20 protein-coding genes and 1 riboswitch are annotated in these 22,234 nt (G+C 58.3%); of the genes, 5 read left to right on the forward strand and 15 right to left on the reverse strand.

The window, feature by feature from the left end; genetic code table 11:
• The first annotated feature begins 266 nt into the window (after positions 1 to 266).
• Positions 267 to 872 (forward strand): hypothetical protein, encoded by a 606-nt coding sequence (locus ACW5W8_RS14675; RefSeq protein ID WP_498628459.1) that lies wholly within the window; start codon positions 267 to 269, stop codon positions 870 to 872.
• 91 nt (positions 873 to 963) lie between these two features.
• On the opposite strand, the gene cysG is transcribed toward ACW5W8_RS14675, so the two are convergent.
• The 5 genes from cysG to ACW5W8_RS14700 all read right to left on the reverse strand — a co-directional run bounded on the left by cysG (position 964) and on the right by ACW5W8_RS14700 (position 6,517).
• Positions 964 to 2,355, reverse strand: a complete 1,392-nt coding sequence (gene cysG, locus ACW5W8_RS14680) for a siroheme synthase CysG (protein WP_498628460.1) — start codon at positions 2,353 to 2,355, stop codon at positions 964 to 966.
• Between the two features lie 197 nt (positions 2,356 to 2,552).
• Positions 2,553 to 3,563 (reverse strand): sulfite reductase subunit C, encoded by a 1,011-nt coding sequence (asrC, locus tag ACW5W8_RS14685; RefSeq protein ID WP_498628461.1) that lies wholly within the window; start codon positions 3,561 to 3,563, stop codon positions 2,553 to 2,555.
• An 11-nt stretch (positions 3,564 to 3,574) separates the two neighbouring features.
• A complete protein-coding gene (asrB, locus tag ACW5W8_RS14690; protein ID WP_204383048.1) occupies positions 3,575 to 4,414 on the reverse strand; it encodes an anaerobic sulfite reductase subunit AsrB in 840 nt (279 codons plus the stop codon).
• A 1-nt stretch (position 4,415) separates the two neighbouring features.
• Positions 4,416 to 5,474, reverse strand: a complete 1,059-nt coding sequence (gene asrA / locus ACW5W8_RS14695; RefSeq protein WP_498628462.1) for an anaerobic sulfite reductase subunit AsrA — start codon at positions 5,472 to 5,474, stop codon at positions 4,416 to 4,418.
• Positions 5,475 to 5,674: 200 nt separating this feature from the next.
• Positions 5,675 to 6,517 (reverse strand): patatin-like phospholipase family protein, encoded by an 843-nt coding sequence (locus ACW5W8_RS14700; RefSeq protein ID WP_498628463.1) that lies wholly within the window; start codon positions 6,515 to 6,517, stop codon positions 5,675 to 5,677.
• Positions 6,518 to 6,780: 263 nt separating this feature from the next.
• On the opposite strand from ACW5W8_RS14700, the gene ACW5W8_RS14705 reads away from it, so the two are divergent.
• Positions 6,781 to 7,797 carry a S66 family peptidase gene (locus ACW5W8_RS14705; RefSeq protein WP_498628464.1) on the forward strand — a complete coding sequence of 339 codons (1,017 nt, stop codon included), beginning with the start codon at positions 6,781 to 6,783 and terminating at the stop codon, positions 7,795 to 7,797.
• Positions 7,798 to 7,861: 64 nt separating this feature from the next.
• Here the strand turns inward: ACW5W8_RS14705 and ACW5W8_RS14710 are convergent, their stop codons facing one another.
• On the reverse strand, positions 7,862 to 10,117 hold the full coding sequence (locus ACW5W8_RS14710) for an LTA synthase family protein (protein ID WP_498628465.1): 2,256 nt from the start codon (positions 10,115 to 10,117) through the stop codon (positions 7,862 to 7,864).
• A 255-nt stretch (positions 10,118 to 10,372) separates the two neighbouring features.
• On the opposite strand from ACW5W8_RS14710, the gene ACW5W8_RS14715 reads away from it, so the two are divergent.
• On the forward strand, positions 10,373 to 11,458 hold the full coding sequence (locus tag ACW5W8_RS14715) for a hypothetical protein (protein ID WP_498628466.1): 1,086 nt from the start codon (positions 10,373 to 10,375) through the stop codon (positions 11,456 to 11,458).
• A 132-nt stretch (positions 11,459 to 11,590) separates the two neighbouring features.
• Here ACW5W8_RS14715 and lysC read toward each other — a convergent pair whose 3' ends face one another.
• Entirely contained in the window at positions 11,591 to 12,943 is a 1,353-nt protein-coding gene (lysC, locus tag ACW5W8_RS14720) for a lysine-sensitive aspartokinase 3 (protein WP_498628467.1), read from the reverse strand.
• 90 nt (positions 12,944 to 13,033) lie between these two features.
• A riboswitch (Lysine riboswitch) is annotated at positions 13,034 to 13,257 on the reverse strand.
• A gap of 107 nt (positions 13,258 to 13,364) precedes the next feature.
• Positions 13,365 to 14,693: an amino-acid N-acetyltransferase gene (gene argA, locus ACW5W8_RS14725; protein WP_498628468.1), complete on the reverse strand. Its 1,329-nt coding sequence runs from the start codon at positions 14,691 to 14,693 to the stop codon at positions 13,365 to 13,367.
• 268 nt (positions 14,694 to 14,961) lie between these two features.
• On the opposite strand from argA, the gene msrA reads away from it, so the two are divergent.
• Positions 14,962 to 15,594 carry a peptide-methionine (S)-S-oxide reductase MsrA gene (gene msrA / locus ACW5W8_RS14730; protein ID WP_019446160.1) on the forward strand — a complete coding sequence of 211 codons (633 nt, stop codon included), beginning with the start codon at positions 14,962 to 14,964 and terminating at the stop codon, positions 15,592 to 15,594.
• 261 nt (positions 15,595 to 15,855) lie between these two features.
• Here the strand turns inward: msrA and ACW5W8_RS14735 are convergent, their stop codons facing one another.
• From ACW5W8_RS14735 to ACW5W8_RS14745, 3 genes are read right to left on the reverse strand one after another with little or no spacing between them, the layout of a single operon-like run.
• The gene (locus ACW5W8_RS14735) at positions 15,856 to 16,191 is read right to left on the reverse strand and encodes a DUF3802 family protein (RefSeq protein ID WP_005333735.1); all 336 of its coding nucleotides are present in this window, start codon (positions 16,189 to 16,191) and stop codon (positions 15,856 to 15,858) included.
• Between the two features lie 57 nt (positions 16,192 to 16,248).
• The gene (locus ACW5W8_RS14740; RefSeq protein WP_139401065.1) at positions 16,249 to 16,737 is read right to left on the reverse strand and encodes a GNAT family N-acetyltransferase; all 489 of its coding nucleotides are present in this window, start codon (positions 16,735 to 16,737) and stop codon (positions 16,249 to 16,251) included.
• Positions 16,734 to 17,117 carry an MmcQ/YjbR family DNA-binding protein gene (locus ACW5W8_RS14745; protein ID WP_005333730.1) on the reverse strand — a complete coding sequence of 128 codons (384 nt, stop codon included), beginning with the start codon at positions 17,115 to 17,117 and terminating at the stop codon, positions 16,734 to 16,736. Before ACW5W8_RS14745 ends, ACW5W8_RS14740 begins: the two co-directional genes overlap by 4 nt.
• A gap of 118 nt (positions 17,118 to 17,235) precedes the next feature.
• Between ACW5W8_RS14745 and ACW5W8_RS14750 the strand changes: the two genes are divergently transcribed.
• Positions 17,236 to 18,027: an alpha/beta fold hydrolase gene (locus ACW5W8_RS14750; protein ID WP_421310741.1), complete on the forward strand. Its 792-nt coding sequence runs from the start codon at positions 17,236 to 17,238 to the stop codon at positions 18,025 to 18,027.
• 775 nt (positions 18,028 to 18,802) lie between these two features.
• Here the strand turns inward: ACW5W8_RS14750 and ACW5W8_RS14755 are convergent.
• The 4 genes from ACW5W8_RS14755 to ACW5W8_RS14770 form a co-directional block, all read right to left on the reverse strand.
• Entirely contained in the window at positions 18,803 to 19,222 is a 420-nt protein-coding gene (locus ACW5W8_RS14755; RefSeq protein WP_498628469.1) for a hypothetical protein, read from the reverse strand.
• A gap of 165 nt (positions 19,223 to 19,387) precedes the next feature.
• The gene (locus tag ACW5W8_RS14760) at positions 19,388 to 19,882 is read right to left on the reverse strand and encodes a hypothetical protein (protein ID WP_498628470.1); all 495 of its coding nucleotides are present in this window, start codon (positions 19,880 to 19,882) and stop codon (positions 19,388 to 19,390) included.
• A gap of 529 nt (positions 19,883 to 20,411) precedes the next feature.
• Positions 20,412 to 20,894: an MgtC/SapB family protein gene (locus ACW5W8_RS14765; protein ID WP_170872271.1), complete on the reverse strand. Its 483-nt coding sequence runs from the start codon at positions 20,892 to 20,894 to the stop codon at positions 20,412 to 20,414.
• Between the two features lie 248 nt (positions 20,895 to 21,142).
• Positions 21,143 to 22,165, reverse strand: a complete 1,023-nt coding sequence (locus ACW5W8_RS14770; RefSeq protein WP_498628486.1) for a lipocalin-like domain-containing protein — start codon at positions 22,163 to 22,165, stop codon at positions 21,143 to 21,145.
• Between the last annotated feature and the right edge of the window lie 69 nt (positions 22,166 to 22,234).

Genomic DNA, 22,234 nt, shown 5'->3' on the forward strand with positions numbered 1-22,234 from the left:
CTGGAGCGTTACGGGAGGGGCGTGAATATCAAAGCATGTTTGCATGAGGCGCTGGGGCACCCCATGCAACACGTAATTGGGACATAGCCATAATGAAGATGGGGTTGAGTTTAACTAATTGATCTTGTTTATTTATATTTTTTCATAACCGGCGAGCACGGGTTTTATTTTTTTTAACTGGGTCACCCACGTCGGCTGGACTATAGTTGTTGCCATCAGGATGACCCCACTTTTCTTGAACCACCATTTCTTGAAGGCGTATCAGGATGCACAAAAAATCTGCTCTGTTGACTGTTATCACTCTGGCCATCGCTGCTTATGCTGGCAGCGCGGCGGCAGCGGTACCGGTACCGAACTTTACCGCTGACTGCCCGATGAACATCAAGGTCAAGTCGCAGGATGGCAATGTCTATATCAACGGCAAAAAGGCCTCGCTGAAGACCAATGCACCCAATGCCTACTCTGCCCAGAGCGGCAAGATAATGATCGGTATCAGCGCTGATTCCGCCACCAGCGAGCCGAGCATTGATTACGCCATCAAGCACGACAACCGTGCCAACGGCATCTGCACCGTGCAATCCTGGTCGGCAGGCAAAGCCACCACACAGCCGATGGCCAAGGGGGATTCCCCCTATCAGGGCAAGTGGGTCGCCACAAACAGCGGGACTGGCCAGACCGTGGCCGTCATCCGGGTGGATGGCAAGGAGCAGGTGTGGGTCAACGACGTCAAGGTCAAGGCCAAGCGTGCCGATGGGGCGCTGCAGATCCGGCAGGGGATGATCCTCTATACCCTGCAGGGCGATCCGCGGGTGCGCGGTGAAAGCGAGTGGCAGGACAGTGACGCAGGCTCGACCGGTCCTATCTCCTTCTAATAAATCCGTTTCCAAATTGCTAAAAACGCGCCGCCGGCCAGGGCCTGCGTCGCTTTTTTACTGGTCTGCTGAAGGGGGGCGCTATGAGCGGTTACACCCCGGCCAGGGTATTGGCTTCGCCGTACCAGTCCAGCTTGTCGGCCAGAGTGACCACCGAGCCGATAATGATGAGGCTCGGGCTCTCCACCTGAGTGGCCAGCTGCGCTAGCTGCTGCAGCTCGCCGCGCACTACTCGCTGGCTGAGCCGGGTGCCCTGTTCCACCAACGCTACCGGGGTGTGGCCGGACAGGCCGTGAGTCTGCAGTTCGTCCTGAATGCGGGCGGCGTGGGCCAGCCCCATGTAGAAGACCAGAGTCTGGCGGGGGGCGGCCAGCGCCGACCACTCTTGCGCGATATTGCCCTCCTTGTCGTGGCCGGTGATGAACTGCACCCGCTGGGCGTGATCGCGGTGGGTGAGGGGAATGCCGCTATAGGCGGCGCAGCCCGATGCGGCCGTGATGCCCGGTACCACCGAGAAGGGGATCCCCGCCTCGGCCAGGGTCTCCAGCTCCTCGCCGCCCCGGCCAAAGATAAAGGGATCGCCCCCCTTGAGCCTGACCACCTGTTTGCCCAGCCGTGCCTGATCCAGCAACAGCTGGTTGATCGCCTGCTGGGGCACGCAGTGGCGACCCGCCTCCTTGCCAACAAAGATCCGCTCGGCATCCCGGCGAACAAGCGCCAACACCTCCTGCGAGACCAGTCGGTCATAGACCACCACATCCGCCTGCTGCAACTGCTGCAGACCGCTTAGGGTAAGCAGTCCCGCATCGCCGGGGCCGGCGCCCACCAGGGTGACGCTTCCCTTGCTCTGCGGTTGCACCTCGAGTAGCTCGGCGACACTCTGTTCGGCAGCTTGCTGCTGGCCGCGGGCCAGTTGGCGGGCGAGGCGATCGTGGCTAAAGAGCCGCTCCCAGAAACGGCGGCGGGCCAGCTTGTCCGGAATGAGTTTGACCCGCTCGCGCAACTTGCCCGCCAGCGCCACGAGCTGGCCGAGGTGTTGCGGCAGCATGGCTTCGAGTTTTTCCCGCAGCTGGCGGCTCAGTACCGGCGCCGCGCCTGCGCTGGAGATCGCCACCATCAGCGGCGAGCGGTCGATGATGGCGGGCATGATGGCGCTGCAGTGGGCCGGAGAGTCCACCACATTGCAGAAGATCTGGCGCAGGTTCGCCTCATGAAAGACCTGCTGGTTGACTTCTGGCTGGTTGGTGGCGGCGATCACCAGCCACTTGCCATCGAGCAGTTCGGGATGAAAGCCGGCGGCGCAGATGGTCAGGCGACCCTGCTCGGCCCAGCTCATCAGCTGGGGTTCCAGATGCGGGGCATTGATGGTGATCTTCGCCTTGGCATCGAGCAGCAGGCGCGCCTTGCGCACCGCCACCTCACCGCCGCCGACGATCAGGACCGGCTTGTTTTGCAGCTGACAGAAGAGAGGGAGAAAGTCCATAACAGGCTCCGGATGCTGGCCCGCTCGCAATGCCGCGCCGGGCGAGATAGCAGGGCGCGCCGTGACGCACCCCGGATGGTCGGGGGAAAGATCCCCCGACGGGAATAAAAAAGGGGAAGGGTGATCTACGCCCGGGCCAACGACAGATCCCCACCGGTGTCGGCCACTTGATCACGCTTCCCCAAACGAGGTTTTTCCTATTGCACCGCTTTGACGTGCATGTTGGCGACGTATTGATCTTCGGCCCAGAAGATGCGGTCAGCGACCATGGCTTCCGGGTTGAGGGTGACGCCGCGCAGCACCCGCTCATTGAACTTGTGATAACCGGCCCGGTCGATAAGGTGACCCATGTGCAGGTAGATGGGTTTGCCATCCAGCATCTCGGCCTCGAACTCGAACAGGTTCTTGATCACCGCATGCAGCACATCCTCGGTCACCCAGTTGAGGAACAGCTTGCCGGTACGGGGGGTCTTCTTGCTGGTGCGTCCCCCCAGCTTGACCATGTAGAGCTGCTTGGGATCCCGCTGCCAGGCCAGGGTCGGGCAGGCCAGCACGCACTCGCCACAGCCGATGCACTTGCTCTCCTCCTTGACCGCCTTGCCATGTTTGATGGCGAGGCAATCCACAGCGTGGTGGCTGCACGCCTTGACGCAGGCGCCGCAGCCGATGCAGCGCTCGGCATTGAAGTGGATCTTGGCGATGCCGAGGATACCGAAGTCGGCCATGTTGGCCTTGGCGCAGTCGTTGGGGCAGCCGGCGATCACCATTTTGAGGTGATAGGGGTTGGGGTAGAGGTGCTTCTCCATCCGCTGGGCCAGCCCGGTGCAGTCGATATTGCCCTTCTGGCAGATGGTGTTGCCCTGACAGGCGACGATGTTGCGCCCGCCGATGGTCTGGTAACCGGCTGTGGTGTCCTCTACCTCGATGCCGCAGGTCTCCACCTCGATCTCCTTGATAAAAGGCTCGAGGGCGGCGTTGACCTTGTCCATGTCCTGATACTTGATGCCGGGCATCGCCAGCTTCTGGCGGGTGGTGAGGTGGATCAGGCCGTTGCCATACTGTTCGGCGATCTGCTGGGCTACCGCCAGCAGGTGGGCGGGCATGATCCCGCCCGGAATGCGTACGCTGATCATCGCTTCGCCACGCACCTTGGAGAGGCGGTATTCGTTCTTGGCGCGGGCCTTGATGATGTCGATATCGAGACTCATTGTGTTCTCCCTCAGTCGATCAGATGCTGGGCCTGGTCAAAACGAAAGACCGGTCCATCCACGCAGATATAGGTGTCGCCCATTCGGCAGTGGCCGCATTTGCCCACGGCGCAGGCCATGCGGCGTTCGTAGTCGACCCAGATGCGATCCTTGGGGATGCCCCGCTCGAGGAAGGCGAGCACCACGAAGCGGATCATGATGGGGGGGCCGACCACGATCACCTGGATATCCTCCTTGTCAGCGAGATCCAGCTGGTCGATGTAGTCGGTGACCCGGCCGATGCGAAACTGCTCGCTCTCCTTGCCCTCGTCCAGGGTGACGATGAGGTTCTGCTGCTCGGCCCAGAGCTGCATCTCGTGGCGATAGAGCACCGCCTGCTCGTTCTTGAAGCCGAGGATCATGTCGAGGGATTTCACCTCTTCCGGATGTTTGCTGAAGCGGCGCAGCAGCCCCTTGACCGGGGCGACGCCGGTGCCGCCCGCCACCACGATGAGGTGCTGGTTGCGGTAGGTCTCCAGCGGATAGCCGTTGCCGTGGACGCCGCGCATCCACACCTTGTCGCCCACATCGAGGGCAAACAGCGCATCGGTCACCTTGCCGACCTTGCGGATCAACAGATCCACATAACCATCGCCATAGTCGGAGACCGAGATGGGCGCTTCGCCAACGGTGGGCAGGGAGATCTCCACAAACTGGCCGTAGTGGACATCAAAGTCACGGGAGACCCGAAAGTTCCACTCCAGCTCGGTGTGGCGCTCGATGGCCAGAATGGTGTAGGCCTTGGGCAGCAGGCGGTTTTCGACCACGTCCTGCTGCGGTTCTGCTGTTGCGGTTTGCTGGCACTGGCACATATCAGTTCGCCCCCTGCGCGTTGTCGGCTGCGATGGTCTGTTTGACCACATCGGTCATCTTGTTGATGATGTTGCTAAAGGAGATGTAGTGAGGGCAGCGATCGTCGCAGCGGCCACAGCCGACGCACATGTGCTCCTCCCCCTGACGGGCCTTGTAGTCGTTGACCTTGTGCAGGGCGCGATAACGCAGGCGCTCGCCATGCTTGGCGCGAAAACCGTGGCCACCGGCCATGTCGCTGAAGCCATCCACCATGCAGCTGGCCCACTGGCGACGGCGCTCGCCCTGCTTGGGGTTCTCCGCATAGGTGAGGTCGTGCACGCTGTAGCAGCTGCAGGTCGGGCAGGAGGTGGTGCAGCGGCCGCAGCCGATGCAGCGGCTGTCGTACTCGGCCCAGACCGGATGGGCGGTGAGGATCTGGCGGATCTGTTGGGGGTCGTCACAGACGCTGTCCGGAGTGCGTACCTTGACCGGGTTGCTCTGGACAAATTCCGGGGTGAAGTCGTCGGATTCACCCAGCTCGGCAAAGTAGCCGAGCAGCTCGGGATCCTTCACCTCGATACGGGCACCCTCATCGCTCAGACGAATGGCGGCGGCGTAGTCCCGGGTCTCGTTGCTGCCCATGGAGACGCAGAAGCAGTTCTCGAAGCTCTCGCGGCATTCCAGCAACACCAGCTTGAGCTTGCTGCGCAGCCGGGCGTAGTAGACGTCGCTGTTCTGGCCGTTTTTGAGATAGACCTGATCCAGCCTGCGCAGGGCGTGGATATCACAGCTGCGCAAGAACAGCAGGGTGGGTTTGGCCTCCACCTTTGATTCACGCAGCTCCAGATTGTCAAAGTGGAACAGGGTCTGGGTGATGGGGAGCACCACCTCTTTCGGGGAGAAGTGGGACTTCTCCTGCCACACCAGATCGGCCGGATGGCGGATGCTGTGGTAGGTGACGTTGTCGGTGTCGGAGAAGCGGCCGCCCCGATATTCGGCCGCGGGCGCCATGATCCGGTAATCGGGCAGCAGCCGCTCGAACAGCTGCGCCAGCGCGGGATGGGTGAGAAGAAACGACATAAATAAACACCTTGTATGAGGGTGAGATGCCCTGGCATAGGGATGAGGCGCAAGCCGCTCAGAGTGTCTGGCACCGATTCTGGCCGCGCTTGCCTCGCCACGGTCTGTTTTTATGACTCATGTTGCTCAACTGACCCGATTGTTATTGTGTTGGCGGCGCGAGCGTCGCGGCAGGTTGGGTCATGCCTGTAAAACCCTTATCAATTGAGCAGGGCGGCCTGATAGCCTGCGCACTTGCCCATCACGTATCCCATCTCCAGCTTGTTGATATCGCGGGTGAAACGGGAAACGGGGAAATAGTTGGCCGGGGCGATCACCTCGATCTGGCAGTCCTCCGGCGGATTGGCGATAAAATCGAGCGCCTCGTTGTAGCTGCGATCCCGCTGCTCCAGCGCCTGTGCCAGCGCGGGGCGGGTCTTGAGCAGAGTGCGGATCATCCAGGGGAAAGGCATCGGCTTGAGCCGATAGCCAAGGGGCTCGGAGAGAATCACCGTCAGGTGACGGGCGCCGCGGCGGTAGGCCTCGATCACCGGGATGGAGTCGGCCACCCCGCCATCTGTCATCGGCACCCCGTGCACCTCCGGGTATTCGTGGGAGGCGAGGGGAATGGCGCAGCTGGCCGGCAGCACCTCATCCATGTTCTCCGGTTTGACCCGGATGTACTCCGCCTTGCCGGTCAGGGCATTGGTCACCACCGCATAGAAGGGGATGCCGGTCTCCCGGTAGGCATGAATGTCGAGGGGATACTTGCGACAGCTGGTGTTCCACAGCCAGTGGATATCCACCAGATTGCCTCCTTTGGCAAAGCGCAGGGGATCCATAAATTGCTGGCTGCACGCCAGTTTGGTCAGGATCTCGTGGCTGCGGCCATGCTGGCTGGCGAGATAAGCCAGCAAGTTGGTGGCCCCCGCCGAGACGCCGATGGCGAAGTCAAAGGGGCGATAGTCATGCTCGATAAACGCATCCAGCACGCCACTGGCAAATATGCCGCGCATGGCGCCGCCTTCTACAACCAATGCGCTGGGGGATGCGGTTTTGTTCATGACAGGCACCTCATTGATAAGTCAGAGAAAAAGTGGGAAAGAGAACGTCCGGGCTGTCAGGCCGACCGTTCTGACAACCAACCGGGGTTGGCCATCGCAATGAGGTCATTCTAGGAAGGGGATGATGTTTAGAATATCTGTTAATAATGAATCAAGTGTTTTGTATTTCTAAACGATGGTAATAAACCCGTTGTGATAAAAGGGGTTGTGTAGGAGTCTCAACGACTCTGTGATGGCTGGATATTGGCAAGGATGAGTGTGTCATGACGTTATTGGTTCCCCCGCTGCTTAAACGTGGTGATACCATCGCTTTTTTCTCTCCCTCCAGCGCGGCGACCGCCTGGGCCCCCAACCGTGTTGCCCGCGCCAGAGCCTTTCTTGAGGGGCAGGGCTTTAGGCTCAAGGCGGGCAGCCTCACCGGCCAGCAGGATCACTGGCGATCCGGCTCCATCGCCGCGCGGGCCGAGGAGCTCAACGCCCTTATTCGCGACCCCGAAGTGCGCTGCATCATGTCGGTGATTGGCGGCAACAACTCCAATTCCCTGCTGCCCTACCTCGATTTTGAGGCGCTCAAGCGCGATCCCAAGATCATCGTCGGCTACTCAGACGTGACGGCGCTGCTGCTCGGCATCCATGCCCAAACTGGCCTGGTTACCTTTTATGGCCCGGCGCTGGTGGCCTCCTTTGGCGAGTTGCCGCCGCTGGTGGACGAGACGCTGGCCAGCTTTTTACAGATTGTGCTGGCCGACGAGGCTGGCGTCCTCCGCACGTTGCCCACCCCCGTGCACTGGAGCGATGAACGGCTCGATTGGGAGAATCAGACCCGGGCCAAGCAGTGCCAGCCCAATCGGCTGATCTCGGTGGGCTCTGGCCGGGTGCAGGGGCGACTGATCGGCGGCAACCTCAACACCATGGCGGGGATCTGGGGCTCCCCCTATATGCCGGCCATCGAGCACGGCGACATTCTGCTGCTGGAGGACAGCCTGAAATCTGCCGAGACGGTGGAGCGATCCTTTGCCCACCTCAAGTTGTGCGGGGTGTTTGAGCGGATTGGCGCGCTTATCCTCGGCAAGCACGAGTTGTTCAACGATCAGGGTAGCGGCAAGCGCCCCCTCGATATCCTGCTGGAGATGGTGGGGGTGCCAACTTTTCCCATTCTGGCGGAGTTTGACTGCGCCCATACCCACCCCATGCTGACGTTGCCGCTGGGCATCGAGGCGGAGCTCGATCTCGACCGCCAGCAGCTCACCTTGCTGGAGCCCTGGTGGCGAGCAGAATGAGGGCGAAATGCATGTCCAGCAACAAGGCCGCGGATGCGGCCTTGTCTGTTTTTGTGGGGAGGGATCAGGGCAGGGCATCGGGTCGGAAGCTGGCGCGGATCTGCGGCACCAGGCTTGATGGGTCGAATCCTTTCTCCTCGCCTAGCACCGGATGGAGCAGGGGCTTCTCTTCGATGGGGGTGATATCCCCCGCCAGCAGTTGGCGGGTGGCCTGACCCATCTGGTAGAGCTGGCGCACCGGCGCAAACTGGGTCGCCAGATTGAGGGGGTCATCGGCGCGGGTGAAGGCCATCATGGGGATCTGGTAGGTGGCATCGCGGGCCGGCTGGTCACCGTGAATGCCCTTGCCGGCGGACATCAAAAACGGCTGGTGATCGCCAAAGGCCACCACCAGATAGCGCTTGTCCGACTGGTCGAGGGTCTTGAGCAGCCGCTCCAGCGAGGCCATGGCATCCACCACCCCGGTGTAATAGGTGTTTAGCAGCTGGGTGTCACTCTCGCTCTGGTTCGGACAGGCGCCGCTGCGTTCCTGTCTCTGATAGCGGGGGCCATCGAAGGGGCCGTGCCCCTGCATGGTGACCGCATAGGCAAACAGTGGTTTGTCATCTTGTTCGCTGCGCTTGAGCAGGTGGTCGATGAGTGCATCATCGGAGATATAGAGCCCCTTGTGCTCGAGGGTGGTGAAGCGGGTGTCGAACCAGCGCTCCTCATAGCCAAGCGCCGGGATTGCCTTGGCGCGGCCCCAAAATTTTTCCACATAGGGGTGGGCGAACAGGGTTTGATAGCCGCTCTGTCTGGCGCTCTGGGCCAGCCCCGGCACCTGCTGCGAGAGGTAATAGTAGGGCACCACCCCCTGCTTGAGCAAGCCCACCGGCAGGCCGGTGTTCATCTCGAACTCCGCCAGTACCGTCATGCCGCCGGTGGTGGGGGCGTGGATGGTTTTTTGCCACTGCTGCACGCTGGCGGGCAGGGCGAGGGTGGGGGCCGGGGCGCAGATCCGCCCCTTCCAGTCGAGCCAGAGCGACTCATATTGCAGCACGATCACCAGATCCCAGCGTGGCGCTATGCCCTGGGGCGGATGGCTCAGTTGCGGGGTCAGCTCGTTGATTTGCAAGGGGTAGCGAAACACGCTGCCGCTTTGCAGCATCTCGTCCACCAGATTGAACAGATAGAGGCCGGGGCCGGAGCGGATGATGTCCCTGTGGTAGTTGATCGCGCGATCCACGTAGCGAATATTGGCCCCCAGCAGCTTGTTGCCGGTCTGGGTGGCAAAGACGCACAGCGCAAAGAAGGCGATGGTGGCAGCGGCAGTGCGCAGCACCCAGCGTGACAGGGCAAAGCGCCAGCAGAGAAACAGTGCCAGCAACACGGTGAAGATGGGCAGGATGGGGTGCTGGTCGAGCAGGATCCGCAGCAGCGCCAGCAGGTTGCCGAAATCGTCCCCGCCGAGCGGCACGCCGTAGATGGCGATCTTCATAAAGTTGGCGAGCAGACCTATGCCTGACAGCGCGGTAAAGACCAGCCCCATATATAGGTTGAAGCCCGCCAGCGCGCAGAGGCTCCAGCCCAGCACCATGCTGCCCCAGGCGAGATAGTAGTGCTCCGGGCGAAAGCCTGACCAGAGCAGAAATTCCCCCAGCTTGAACACCACGAAGCCGTGCAGCAGCACGAAGGTGAGGTTGCCAAGCAGCAGGCTGCCGATGATCCGCCAGCGCAGGCTGCGGCGCAGCTTTGGCAGCACCGTCTTGAGCACGGCGGCGCTCAGGGCCAGCACCAGCGTCAGGCTCACCACCAGATAGGTGAGGTTGAAGCCCTGCTCCGGCAGGGTTTGCAGGATCTGGCTGAAGTCGCCGCTCTCGGGGCGATCTTTGAGCAGCAGACCGATGCGCAACTGATAGCGGCTATCAAGGGCATCGTCCGGGGCGCGCAGGGTGCTATTGAGATCCAGCGAGCAGCGGTTATTGCGGCACACCTGACGCTTATCCACCGCTTGACTGAGCTGGTCAATCCGCTCCCCCTTGTCGTTGAGCAGCTCTACCCGTACCTTGTCCCCCGCTTGCAATGGCCCTCGCAACTGCCACTGGCTGCGTACCACCAGATAGAGGCCGCGGCTGTCACTTTTATAGAGCAGGGCGTGGCGGGTGAGGGTGGCCAGTGGATTGTCGGCGGGGCCCAGCACCAGCGGCTGGGCACGACCCAGCCAGCTGCCGGGATTGATCAGCGGCAACAACAGGGTCAGCAGCAGCAATCCGCCCAGCAGGGCAAGCAGCCCAGAGGGCAGACTCAGGACGCGGGGGCGGCCTGAGGAGGGGCGATTCATATAAGCTCATCCTTTGAGCGAGTGAGGGAGAGATCGTTCATCCGCATAGAGTTTGACCCGATGGTGCGGGCCTTGTTCCGGGTTGTCAATTTAATGACCACTTAATGAATATTTGGTTACAACTCAACCTTGCAAATTGTGATCCCGATCGAGGGGCTGTACGGAATATGTGATGAAAGCGTCATCATGGGGGTTTGCCACTGGCTTGGGAGGGATCTGCTGTTTAGTCTCTCGATAGCGACTGGAGGTACATGTATGAATCCCAAAGTGATGGCACGTCAGGCCAGATTGCTGCGCATGCTGGAGAGCAAGGAAGAGATCCGGGTCGGACGCGAGCGAGACTGCCCGCTGCCGCTGGCCCAACTGGTCAAGCTGAAGGATAGCCATCCGGCTGTGGTCAAGGTCTATCGCCACGGTCTCACCGCCGAGGTGTTTCACCTCAAGGTGGAGGGGCATCACTGGTGCCTCAAGCGGCGCCGTCAGGATTCGCTGGTGGCCAACCTCGATGGCAAGACAGCCTTTCTGACCGAGCTGGAGCGGCGGCGCGAAATCGAGGCGCTGCGCGAGCTGCACCCAACCGTCCTCTCCCACGTGGTCTGCACCAGCTTTGGCTCGGCGCGGGCCGGGGTGCTGGTCTCCCCCTGGTTGCGGGGCGTACCGGTCCATCAGCTCAACGAACGTAATCTGGCCCAGATGCTGGAGGTGCAAGGTGAGCTGGCCCGCTGGGGCTGGTTTGACTGGGACCCGAGCCCGGGCAACCTGCTCGATGACGGCGAGCAGATCTGCGTGTTCGACTTTGGCTATATGTGGACCTTCGATCCCCGCTTTGAATACAACTCCAATGGTCTGGTCGACCCGCAGTTCCATGTGCCGGAGCGGTTGGAGACCCGTACCCTCTCCGGACTCTGGCTCGATGCGGCCGATCCTTTGCCGCAATTTCGCTACTGGCGCGAGCTTTGTCTGAAATGGGTGAAACGGGAGATCCACCACCTGATCCGCGAAGGAGCCAGCGCGCCCGTGCTGGCCCGCCTGCACGCCCTGCAAGGGGAGTGGAGCGCCGCGCTGGCGAGCGACGAGGCGCTGGTCGCCAACTGGTGGCGGGACATGTATCGCAGCCACCGGCTCGATGTGGCCGATGATCTGAGCGGCCAGAGCTGCGGCCCGCTCACCCTGCGTCGCCTCGACTGGTTGATGCAGGCGGTGACGGATCACTATCCGCTGCTGGTGGACAATCTCTCGCCCCAGGAGACTGAGCTGGGCCAGAGCGGGCTGCTGGCCCGCTTGCAGCAGCTGCGCCGCGAAGCCGTGGCCTGTCAGCTGCCTGCCACCAGCCTTGCCTGAACGCACCTGAACGTCGCTTAGCAGACGGTCTCTGCCAATAAACAGGGCGCCTTTTCCGGTTTGGAAATGGCGCCCTGTGCTATGCCGGCTATCGATCTTGCTCGGGTCAGCCCACGCTGGGCCAAGCCGTTGTCAGTCCAGCAACTCCTGATGGAGGCGGTTGACGATATTGCCCGCCTCGCTCTCCTTGACCAGGAAGCAGAGGTTGTGGGCGCTGGCGCCGTAGCAGATCATCCGGATGTTGTGCTCGCGCAGGGCGTCAAAGACCTGACTGCCCACCCCGTTCACTTCGCTCATCCGGTTGCCGATGAGCGCCACCAGTGCCAGACCGGTTTCCACCTCCACCTTGCAGAGCTGGCCCAGCTCGGCCAGTACCTTGTCGCTCAGGATCGGCTCGCCGTTGCTTTGGCTGCCGGTGTGATCCAGCGTCAATGACACGCTCACTTCCGACGTGGTGATGAGGTCTACCGAGATGCGGTGACGGGCCAGAATGCCGAACACTTCGGCCAGAAAACCGTAGGCGTGGAACATGTTGAGGCTGTGCAGGGTCACCAGCACCTGCTGGCGGCGCAGGGCGACGGCGCGAAACAGCGGGCTTGAATCTGTGCTGGCGCGGATCCAGGTACCACCGGCGGCGGGGTCCTTGGCGGAGCCGACAAACACCGGAATATTCTGGCGCACCGCCGGTTGCAGGGTGGCGGGGTGCAGCACCTTGGCGCCAAAGGTGGCCATCTCGGCCGCTTCGACAAAGCTGATTTCAGGAATGGGGCGGGCGCGGGTGACGAGGCGCGGATCCGTGGTGTAGATGCCGGGCACATCGGTCCAGATCTCGATACTGGTGGCATCGAGTGCTTCGGCGAGCAGGGCTGCGCTGTAGTCAGAGCCGCCGCGCCCCAGCGTGGTGGTGCGGCCATCGCCATCGGCACCGATAAAGCCCTGGGTGATGATGAGGCTGTCGCCAAGCTGTGGGCCCAGCGTCTGCTGGCAGAGAGTGCGGGTGGTGGCCAGATCGACGGTGGCCTTGCCAAAGCGGCTGTCGGTGCGCATCAGCTGGCGCACATCCTGCCAGTGGGCCTTGACGCCGCGCTGGCGCAGCAGCTCGGTAAAGAGGCGGGTAGACATCAGCTCGCCGCAGGCGATGAGGCGATCGGCCAGCTCCGCATCGGTATGCTGGTGGGCTTGCTGGGCCATGAGGCGAATTTCGTCCAGCTGGCCATGAATGAGGGTGCTCACATCATCGGGGTTGCCGAGATCTGCCAGAATGGCCTGCTGGATCCCGGCCAGTTTGGCTAGCTGCTCGTCGCGGCCCACTTCGTCCAGCTCCCCTTGTGCCAGGGCGACCAGCAGGTTGGTGACACCGGCGCTGGCACTCAGTACCACCACCCGGGTGGCAGGATTGGCCAGCACGATGTCTGCGCAGTTATTCATGGCCGGGAAGTTGGCGACACTGGTTCCGCCAAACTTGGCGACATTGATCGGGCTCATTGCTTACTCCTGTCTTATTTTAAGATTCCGGTTCCATCGGGCAAAAAAGAGAGGAGGAGGCTGAAAATGGCAGGAATGAACGAAGCTATCCCGGCCAGAAGCACTCCACCTGCAGAGCCCATCCCGTACCGCCCCTGACAGAGCGCGGTGGGGGATGATCACTACCGATGACAACCCGGGGGATTCAGCCCCCGCAGCCGACGTTGAGGTTACCAGTCTCCTCACTCGTCTCGGCGCTGCTCCCCCTGACCCAAGTTCACCGGACGCTGGTGTCCTCCCTTGGGCTGCCTGGGCAGCGCTCCTCTTCTGGCTCCACCAGGGCGGTGGAGTGCATTTAGAAATACCCTGCGTTGGATTGCACTGTCAATCGAGTTTGTGAAAAAGTTCAAATTGTCGGCTAACTCAACGCAGAATCAATGGCTTAGGCAATGGTCTTTGACAAAACCTTGGAACGGCGCTGCCAGTTGTAGAGACGCTGGCGCGCCACCGGCAGATCTTCCACTTTCAGCGGATCGAAGCCCCGCTCCCGGAACCAGTGGATGGAGCGGGTGGTGAGCACGAACAGGCGGCGAATGCCAAGCCGCTTGGCCCGCTCGGCCACCTTGGCCACCAGCTGATCCCCCCGGTTGGAGTTGCGATAGTCGGGATGGATGGCGACGCAAGCCATCTCCGCCATCGCCTCTTCCATAAAGCAGTAGAGGGCCGCGCAGCCGATGATGAGGCCATCGCGCTCGATGATGGTGAACTTGTCGATCTCCATCTCCAGCTGCTCGCGGGAGCGGCGCACCAGAATGCCTTCCTCCTCCAGCGGGCGGATCAGATCCAGAATGCCGCCGATATCCTCGATGGTGGCGGCTCGGGCTTGCTCGGCGCTTTCCCGCACGATCTGGGTGCCGAGACCGTCGCGGCTGAACAACTCCTGCAGCATGGCGCCATCATCCTGATAGCTGACCAGATGGGAGCGGGGCACGCCGCCGCGGCAGGAGGCTATGGCCGCGCGCAGATAGCGGGCGGTGCCGGACATCTCTTCCCCCGCCTGCTCCAGCTCTACCAGCAGCTCTTCGGCCTGTTCGGGGAAGAGCTCGGAGATGGCCTCGCCGCGTCTGTCCATCACCCCCTGGGTGCTGCTAAAGCAGATGAGCTTGTCCGCCTTGAGATCGACCGCCACCCGGCGGGCCACCTCTTCGGAGCTCAGGTTAAAGCTCTCGCCGGTGACCGAGCAGCCGATGGGGGAGATCAGTACCAGACTCTTCTGATCGAGCTGGCGGGTGATCCCCTCCACATCGATGCGGCGCACCCGGCCGCTATGGCAAAAGTCGATGCCATCATCCACCCCCAGCGGCTGGGCAGTGACGAAGTTGCCGCTCACCACGCTGATCCGCGCCCCCTGCATGGGGGTGTTGGCGAGCCCCATGGAGAGCTGGGCGGTGATGTCATATTGCAGGCCGCCACACACCTGCTTGATGATGGTGAAACTCTCGTCATCGGTGACCCGGATCCGCTTGTGATACTGGGCCTCGATACCGGCGCGGGCCAGCGCCTCATCGTTTTGCGGACGTGAACCAAACACCAGCACCAGGCGTATGCCCAGTGTCTGCAGCAGAGCGATATCGCTGACGATATTGGCGAAGTTGGGGTGGCAGATGGCTTCTCCCCCCATCATCAGCACAAAGGTGGCACCCCGATGCACATTGACATAGGGGGTGGATTGCCGGAAGGCATTGACCAGACTGGGTTCGCGTTCACGCACTTGATATTTCTTCCATAAAAAAACAGCGATTGGCTCAATATATGAAAATTAATTCACAAATCAAGACTAAATATTGATTTTGGCCGTTTCTGGTCTACGAGGGGCGGCTTGGCCGTGCGGATTGGGAACAGGTGGCAGGAAGCGCAGATGGACGTTGGGGCGAGCGGGGAGGGGCCCGCCGGTTGATCCGGCGCGATAAACTGCTATCTTCGATGCTCCTTTTCGTCAGCTGTGTGATTTCACAGGGTTTTATACAAGGACAGAGTTCATGGAACAGATTATTTCACCGGCAGATGCCCTGCCGGGACGACGCGAAGCGATGGTGATTGGTCAGCAGCATGCGGTGAATGGCAACCCGACTCAGGGCCCCTGGCCGGAAGGGATGGCGGTGGCCTGGTTTGGCATGGGCTGTTTCTGGGGGGTTGAGCGCCTGTTCTGGCAGCAGCCGGGCGTCTACTCCACCGCGGCAGGTTATCAGGGCGGCGTGACCCAGAATCCCACCTACAAAGAGGTGTGCAGTGGCCTGACCGGCCATGCCGAGACGGTGCAGGTGGTGTTTGATCCGGCGGTGATCAGCTACGGCGATCTGCTCAGACTGTTCTGGGAGCAGCACGATCCGGCGCAGGGGATGCGTCAGGGCGGGGACATTGGCACCCAGTATCGCTCGGTGATCTTCTATGGCGACGAGAGTCAGCAGATCATTGCCCAGCAGAGCATGGCGGCCTATCAGCAGGCGATGGCGGCGAGCGGTGACAGTCGTGCCATTACCACCCGCATTCTGCCGCTGGCGCCCTTCTACTACGCCGAGGATTACCATCAGCAATATCTGGAGAAAAATCCGGATGGCTACTGCGGATTAGGTGGCATTGGAGTCTGTTTGCCGCCCAGCCTGAACCGCTGAACAGGTTTGTAGTCGATTTCTTAATAAAAGTGAAAATAAATGGTCGGAGGAGGGAACTTATTGCGACCAGTTGGGACTAACTAGGTAGCGTCCAGGGATCGGATGCAAAGTCCAGACACATTTCTTGCCTTGATAACCGCCTGATGAATGAACGCACTGGCGGGTTGAAAATGATAGCAAGCAGGGCTGCCCACCAAGGCGGCCCTTTTCCTTATATGCTGTTTTGAAATCTTGCGCTGGGCGGGAGAGCCGGACGGCAGATCAGCCGATGGCGCTGTCGAACAGGTTCTTGATGAGATCGATAAACTCGATGAGGAAGGTTTTCTGTTCCGGGGTCGGGGCGCGCAGCCAGACGGCGGAGAGCACCTCTTCCAGATCGGCGACCACGGCGTCGGCCTCCTGCATGATGGCGAAACGCACCTTGGGATCGAGCTGGGGGTTTTGCTCGCAAATGGCCATCAGGTTGCTGGCAACACGGCCACTGACCAGATCTTCGATGGTCTCTTCACCATCGTTCTGCTGTTGGGATTCAAACAATCCCAAACTCTCCACCAGATACTCGATCAGCGAGATATAGCCTTCACTTTCTACCACCATGGTTGCTGCCTCAATACAGTAACAATACGAAAATTAAGCGTATTTTAGTGGCTTGCCCTAGCTTGGCAAGCAGCAGTGCAGGCGATGGCGAGTAAAACTGACTCCGCCCCGCTCCACGCACTCCAGCCCGGTCAACGTAAAGCCATGTCGTAAAAATAGCTCATAACTGAAGGCGCTGGCCTCGGTGGTGATGAGGGTCATACCGAGCCCTCGGGCCCCCGCGAGCGCCGTGGTGAGCAGCAGATTGCCCAGTCCCTGGCGCTGATGGTCGGCGCTCACATAGAGCAGACTGAGGTGGCCATCGGGGCTCAGGGTGACAAAACCGAGGGGCACATTTGCCTGCTCCGCTACCCAGCCGTGGTGCTCGCGCAGCTGGCTGACAAAGCCCGGATGTTGTGAACCGAGGGCCCACTGCTCCACCTGCTCGGCGCTGTAGTGCTCGGGGCCGCTGCGTCGCACCGCCTGCTCAAACAGGCTCACGAGGGCGGGGATATGTGCCTCACCAAGGGGGACAATGCAAAGTGCTGGACTAAGTGCTGGGGTCATAAGGTTGGGTCGTCAGTGGGGGAGAGGGGGCGCGGCGCCTGTGGCCGTTTGGCTTTGGGCAGACCCGCGACAACCCGCTCATAGGAGTGGTGCACCCAGCCTTGCCACAGATCATCCGGCAAGGTGCTGTTCAGGGTCACTGTGTTCCAGTGTTGCTTGTTCATATGCCAACCCGGTTTGACCTCGGGGTGGATCTCGCGCAGCAGCAACGCCAGCTCGGGCTCGCATTTGAGGTTGATGGTAAGCGGCTCGGCCTGCCAATCCACCAGCGCGAACATCTTGCCGGCGATGCGGTAGACCAGGATCTCCGGGCCAAACGGGGTATCTTCGGTGGCGCCCGGCAGGGTCAGCAGAAAGTGGCGCAAACGGGTCAAATCCATGGAAAGTTCTCGCGCAAGGGGTGATCCGGGTCATGTCAGGCGCATATCTATCGGCGGGCCTGTTCTGTTAATATGCGCGCAGCCGAGTATACCCCCCATCACCAAGGGAGCCTATTGGATGTTGTATCACAAGACTTTCGAACTGGGTCCCGAGCGGGATTGGGTGGTGTTTGTCCACGGCGCCGGTGGCAGCTCCTCCATCTGGTTCAAGCAGCTGCGCGCCTATCGCGAACACTTCAACGTGTTGCTGCTGGATTTGCGCGGCCACGGCCAGTCCCACCAGCTGCAACAGGTGGTCAAGGGCCACTACAGCTTTCGGGAAGTGACCGAAGATATCGTTCGGCTGCTCGATCATCTCGATATCCGCCGCGCCCACTTTGTCGGCATCTCCCTTGGCACCATCCTTATTCGCCATCTGGCCGAGCTCTGCCCGGAGCGGGTCAAAAGCATGGTACTGGGGGGCGCCATCCTGCGGCTCGATATCCGCTCGCGGGTGCTGGTGCAACTGGGCCGACTCGGCCAGCACTTCCTGCCCTATATGTGGCTCTACCGGCTGTTTGCCTTCATCATCATGCCGCGCCAGCACCATCAGGAGTCGCGCAACCTCTTTGTGCGCGAGGCCCGCAAGCTCTGCCAGAAGGAATTCAAACGTTGGTTCCGCCTCGCCACCGAGGTTAACCCGCTGATGCGCTACTTCCGCGAACGCTCCCTGCCTATTCCCACCCTTTATGTGATGGGGGAGGAGGATCATATGTTTCTGGCACCGGTGCGCGAGCAGGTGGCCCGCGATGCCAGCTCTTCGCTGGCGGTGATCCAGCAGTGCGGCCATGTCTGCAATGTGGAACAGCCGGAGCAGTTTAATCGTCGTACCCTGGCATTTATTCAATCGCTGGGGGGAGGGGGAAAATAACCTCCCCTTAGGTCTAGTTATTCTCAAACAACGTTGTTATATATTCTCCTTTACAATTTATTCAACTCAAACTGATAGCCATCATGGTTTTAAGAATAGCCATACTGGCTGCGATACTGTATTCAACAGGCTACAACTACCTCCTATGGAATAGGGTCTGTAAGACGGCTGACAATTAGAATTGTAAAAAAATGGTTATTTTGCTCTTCGTATTCGCTTATTGAATAAAAATACTCTTCATCCATATCATAAAATTCGAACTTATCCTCAATGTCATCATCGTCATAAAATAATTAGTTGAGATGGTTGTTTATGTCAGTTCTGTTATTGTTTAACCATTTTACTTTCCCTGCCTCGTACGAAGCTCATTATCCTTCAGATGATAGGTTATCTGTTGTTACAAACATTGTAAGGTAGGGTGAGTTAAAATTGTTTTTATAATTCCTGAGTGATATAGATCAAGAGCAATCATGGTGCAGATGGAGTTAGACATTTGTTCAACTTCACTGGTTGCTCTTTGATCATATGAAGAGCGAGCAACAGAAAATTTCTCCACTTTGTATGCTTTTTTGCTTGGAGAAGGCCAATTAAAAAACTTTGATTCATTCTTTTAAAATACCTCAGATGTAAACTATGGTGGCAATTGAATAGGAAAAACCTCGAGCCAAAAATACTTCTAAGTTATTCACATCATGAAAGTTTGGTATGTAAGTATGGAGTGGTAAGCTTTACTTAAATTTCTTATATAATAGACATTTTAAGTTTGGATTATTTATTATGAGCCTAGATATAGAGGAACGTCATAATATTCACATCTATTATTAATCTGGCATAGACCATTCGAATGTAAACGGCAGCCATTAGTTAAATCATCTATAGTTGATTCTGAATAAATATAATTTGATCTTTTTAGGAGATGATATGTGGGGAGGTGAATCCCTAAAATAAATTCTAGTGTTTCAAAATACTGTTTGTCGATAATCGGGTAAGCTACAAGGTGATAATTATTTAATTCTGGATCATTTATGTTTGTTCTATCGAATGAAAAACAACCCGATTTAGCATATTCAATAAAATCATGCAGATAAGCTTCTTTATCAAACTTAAAATCGTTGTTATGTCTATATTTTTCAGTTTTTAATTGTATAACGTGTTCAATTTGGGGACTTAATTCGTAACGCAACTTTAAATTCATAGGCATGTTTTTTATTTTATATCTGATATTGTCATGAACTGGATTGTTATAGACATTCTCTGAAACGATACCACCCGCGGTCGCAAGGTGTAATAGTAATGGGCTTGTTTTTTTTCGTGATAAAAAATGGGTGAAAAAATAAGTCAAGGTCAAATTCAGTGGAATTCATAACTCTTCTCCAAAAATTTTAACACAATTAGGGCAGCGATTTATTACCTCTAATGTTCGTGGGCGAATTGCAGGGGTGAAATCTAAGTCACTAATAGAGCATGATTTGTCTGTTGTTAAAATGAAATTTGCCGATTTAACTTCGGCACATTTCCCTATTATGTTTTTTGACGCGCTTTTATTTGACTGAGTACCTATTTTACCTAACTGTGATTCTAACAATGTCTGTAGTTCAGGATGATAGTTCTTTAAAATTTTATGTGAAGAACCAAAACTATAGAATTTATTACTCTTGCTGGCTATAGTGCAAGCTACAAAGTCTTTAATGTTCGCTTCATATTGCCTTTTGTCTTTCAAAAATGTTCTTTTTTGAATTGATTCAATTTTTGATTTATATGTTCTGGTCCGTTCTACAAGCATACGATAAAGTGAACTTATGGTTCTATGATTTTTAACTAAATAGTAAGAGTTATTAAAAGAATTATTAGCCATGACAATGTCATTTTCGTAACGTTTATTTTTTTCATGCATCCTCTGAGATTAAATTAATGAAATTATTATATAGAATGTAATAAGGGTTTTGCTATTGACAGGATTCAATGAATCGCCATAGCTACCGCACGGGGTTACAGCTCCCGAGTGCTGCTTTTAACCAGATTAAAAATGGGTAAATCATGGGCTTACCTCGGCTGCTTTTGGGGCTGTGAGGGCCGGATGAGTAAGGTATCAAACACCCCCAAAAAAAGTGGGTAAAAAGTTAGTTATCGCTCGGATTTTGAATAGATTTTTGATGGGGATCAGACTTTAGCCCAGATGGCAGCGGGTTGAGTGGGTGAGGGAGGGGGCAATAAACAACCAGTCAAGGCATCCTTGACGACTGGCGCCAAGTGGCAGGTGTGGCTGGGCAATATCACTGTGATGCCCTGTTATAAGGGCGATTTGTTTTTAGGTCATCGAGCAGGCCGGCCACTCGGGTGGCCGGTATCTGCAGAGGGCCGCAGTCAGTGGGGGCCAGTGAGGATTACTCACGGCCCTCTTTTTTGATCCCCAGCAGCCAAGGCACGATGGTCAGAATAAACAGCGCGATCAGGGTGGCGAGCACCGCGGTGGACTCTCGGCCCATACCCGCGGCAATGCCGATGGCGGCGGTGACCCAGATACCGGCGGCCGTGGTCAGCCCCTTGGTTTCTGTTTGTCGGGTGCCCAGAATGATGGTGCCAGCCCCCAGAAATCCCACCCCGGCAGTGAGCCCCTGCAACACCCGGGTCAGGTCGGCAGTTGATGCCCCGGCTTGCTGGGGGATCAGCACGAACAGGGCGGCGCCAATACTGACCAGCATATGGGTGCGGATACCGGCACTTTTCCCTTTCTGTTCACGTTCGTAGCCTAATAGACCGCCGAGCAGACCAGCCACCAGCAGGCGCAATACAATCTGGGTCATCTGCTTGATATCTTGAATATCGGTGAACTCGGAGACGATGGTCTGCCAGATCTCTTGCCACATAAATGCCATCCTTGTGCATGCTGCATATGAATTGAACGAATCAAACCGGTTAATGCTGTCGCCATGGGTGCTTTACGCAAATACGCCATGAGACCTCATCCGCAGGGTATCAAACGCTGACTTCCCTGGTTGAGTAAAAAGTGTTGAGTAAAAAGCTGTCCAGGTTGTCGGATTTTAATGAGTTATTGATAGCGCCCCGCTTTTTAAGCGAGCGTCAGAATAAGGGATAACCGGCGATGGTCGCAGGCTTAATAGCCGGTCATCTCCAGATAGCCGATCCCCTTGGCATCCCCCGAGATAGAAACCGATCCCTCCCAGTAGTCAAAGCGACCTGTCATGGCCTGATTGGGCTGACGGGCTTGGATGGTGAGGCTCATTCCGGCGGCGTTTAGCTGCCACTCGACGGGGTAATTCTGCCCCTTGGGGCCGCGCCAGGTGTTGCCCGGCGTAAGGTGAATCGCGTCAGGGGCGAGCACCCGGCTGCTGCCATCCCGCTCAATCAAAATCCCGTAACGGTTCTCAGGCTCGGCGCGGCCCGCCTTGGTGCGCAGGCGAAACAGCATCAGCTCGCGGCCATCGTTCAACTGGAGCGAAAACCAGTCCCAACCCGATTGCCATTCGGCCAATACCGAGCTGCTCCACTCGTGATCAAACCAGCCTTGTCCGGTGACGATGCGGGTCTCGCCATCGCGAGTCAGGGTGCCGCTCAAATGCAGGCGTGGGTAGGAGTAGTAAAAGGAGGCGTTGCCCGGGCTCTTCTCGCTGTAACCGGCCTTGCCTTGCAGCACCAGCGGCTTGGCGGCAGTGACGGTGAGGTTCAGCTCGCCAATCTTGCTCTGCACCTTGAGGGTGGCTGGGAAGAGCGCAGCCCCTTGCGAGGCAAGCCGCCACTCCCTTAGCCAATATTGACCGCCGCTGGCCCCCGCCAGTCCCGGCCCCTGCCGACTGGCCCGTTCATCTTGCTGGTGGCTGCCACGGTCGAGATCCGTGATGGCAAACTGGGCCAGCCAGAGCTGGGGAGTGAGCCAGGGGTTGCTGGTGCGAAGTTCTTGTTCGATCCCTTGGCGAAACAGGGTCCACTGCATGCCATATTCACGCCCCTGTTCATCCTTGAGGTTGCCGGTGAGATACCACCACTCGGAGCGGTAATCGGGGTGGGCGGCGTGATCCTCCGGCAGCTGGATGGTTTGCCCCGGCAGCACCTTTTTAAAGCTGTCGCTGCCGCCGCCGAGCAGGGCGCCCAGATCGCTGGCCTGCGGGCTGTCGAACATGGCAATCAGCGGTAGCAAGAGGGCGGCGAGCCACAGGGGCCGTAAGGAGGAGAAGATCCCCCTCACCCT

It is taken from the genome of Aeromonas aquatilis (assembly GCF_054052405.1).